2 protein-coding genes are annotated in these 1,593 nt (G+C 65.7%); both read left to right on the top strand.

Going from position 1 to position 1,593, the window contains the following annotated elements; genetic code table 11:
* The first annotated feature begins 169 nt into the window (after positions 1-169).
* Complete coding sequence (locus ACSHSS_RS30135; protein WP_445545968.1) at positions 170-1,039, top strand: branched-chain amino acid ABC transporter permease; 870 nt, start codon at positions 170-172, stop codon at positions 1,037-1,039.
* A complete protein-coding gene (locus ACSHSS_RS30130; protein ID WP_445545967.1) occupies positions 1,036-1,323 on the top strand; it encodes a hypothetical protein in 288 nt (95 codons plus the stop codon). The genes ACSHSS_RS30135 and ACSHSS_RS30130 overlap by 4 nt, the downstream gene beginning before the upstream one ends.
* Positions 1,324-1,593: the final 270 nt, after the last annotated feature.

The following is a 1,593-nucleotide window of genomic DNA, read 5'->3' as shown; positions in this document are numbered from 1 at the left end:
GGCCGATCATGAACTAAGATTGAAACCGGACCACCCTATGGGGTCAGGCCATCGACGCGCCCTTCTACATCGCCGAAGTCAAGGGCGGCCAGGAAGTGGCGCGCGCGCTGCACACCCGCGGCATGCCAGTGACGCCGCACGCCGCGTCTTCCCACCGGAGACCGTCACGATGGACCTGACCTCCCTCGTAATCCAGGCGCTGAGCAACGGCGTCATCATAGGGCTGCTGTATCTGCTGATGGCCGTGGGCTTCACGCTCGTTTTCGGCGTCATGCGCATCGTCAACTTCGCGCACAGCGAGTTCTACATGCTTGGCGCCGTCGCCGCGTACGTGTTCGTGTCCGACTGGCACATGTCGTTCTATGCCGCGGTGCTGCTCGCGTTCGTCGCGGCCGTGCTGTTCGGCTGGTTCGTCGAGTGGGTCGTGCTCAAGCCGTTCCGCAACGACGAGCTAAACGGCATGATCGCCACCATCGGGCTCGGCATGATCCTGCAGAACCTCGCGCTGATCGCGTTCGGGCCCGACCCGCAGTTCATGCCGCCCGTGGCCGTTGGCGCGGTGAGCCTTGGCCCGGCCATGCTGCCGGCCTCGCGCCTCGTTGTGGTCGGCTGCTCGGCCGCGGCGCTCGCCCTGCTTTACGTCTTTCTGCGCTGGACGCGCTGGGGGCGCGCATTGCGCGCCGTCGTGCAGGACATGGAAATCGCCACGGCGCAAGGGATACGCGCACGCCTCGTCTATCCGCTCGGGTTCGGCCTCGGCGTCGGACTCGCCGCGGTGGCGGGCGCATTGATGGCGCCGATCTTCTCGGTGTCGCCCTTCATTGGCGCGACGCCGATGCTCAAGGCGTTCATCGTGGTCATTCTCGGCGGACTCGGCAGCATCCCGGGCGCCGCACTCGCGAGCCTGCTGCTCGGCGTAGCGGAGAGTCTGGGCAGCACGTTCCTCGACAGCAGCGTTTCCGACATCGCGATCTTCGGTCTTGTGATGGCCATCCTGATCATTCGTCCCACCGGCCTCCTCGGCCGCTCCACAGCATGAAAACCAAACCTTTCTCCGGCCACGCCCTCGCGGACGATGGCGCGCTCGCGTCCGGTCCCGCGCCGCTCCATCGCGGCGCCACGCGCCGCGCGGCGCTTGTCACGCCCGTTGCGCTCGTGCTGCTCGCCATCGTGCCCGTCGTGTTGCAACGGCCCTTCTATCTGCACCTCGCCGTGCTCGTGGCGATCAATGCGATCGCCGCCACGGGGCTCACGCCAAGGCCGCGGCTCGGAGCACGCGCTCCGACGGCGATCGTCGTGCCGATCTCGAGCGCGCGATCATGATCCGCGCCGGCGAACTCAAAGATATCTACCCGGACTGGGATCGCGACCGGTGTTTCCGGGTCGCGCGTAACCAGCTCGCCCCACCCGCCTAGCGTTCAAACGGTTTTCTCCTATCTATCGCTACCGCGAGGATGGCGCTTGCGCGGATCCGCCGTCGTGCCGTCTTCTGCCGGCATTTTCTGTATCATTCGCTGGTTTTCAGCCTGGATTCTGACGCCGTGTTGCGGATTTCGGCGATGGTGATCAATCGTTTCGGCGAACGTGATCAGT

It is taken from the genome of Burkholderia sp. BC1, from assembly GCF_052683555.1.
This window is presented reverse-complemented; position numbering and strand designations above follow the sequence as displayed.

What these genes read in the sequence shown, in the direction of transcription:
- ACSHSS_RS30135 (WP_445545968.1), top strand. Translation starts at nt 170, where the DNA reads ATGGACCTGACCTCCCTCGTAATCCAGGCGCTGAGCAACGGCGTCATC.
- ACSHSS_RS30130 (WP_445545967.1), top strand. Translation starts at nt 1,036, where the DNA reads ATGAAAACCAAACCTTTCTCCGGCCACGCCCTCGCGGACGATGGCGCG.